This is a genomic window from Pseudomonas sp. AC463 (assembly GCF_979253585.1).
In genome coordinates this window covers 1-249 of the sequence record NZ_CEEDDZ010000959.1, presented here as the reverse complement: position 1 = coordinate 249, position 249 = coordinate 1, and the positions used below count along the sequence as shown (strand labels likewise).

Annotated in this window: 1 protein-coding gene; it reads left to right on the top strand. The window is 69.9% G+C overall.

Translation table 11 applies throughout. The features are described from left to right. On the top strand, positions 1 to 249 hold a 249-nt coding region (locus tag AC0IYH_RS33080), incomplete at both ends, for a serine hydrolase (RefSeq protein WP_471838620.1).

The following is a 249-nucleotide window of genomic DNA, read 5'->3' as shown; positions in this document are numbered from 1 at the left end:
CCGATGCGCTGGCGCGACTGGCGCGCGGCGAGATCCTGTCGGAAACGTCGACGCGGATCATGCTCGACACGATGGGTGCGTCGATCACCGGTCGCGCGCGCCTGCGCGCCGCGATCCCGCCGGGGTGGAAGATCAGCCACAAGACCGGCACCGGGCAGGATTACGGACGGCGCAACGCCGGGTTCAACGATGTCGGCCTGCTGACCGCGCCGGACGGACGCCGTTACGCGCTGGCAGTGATGATAGGCG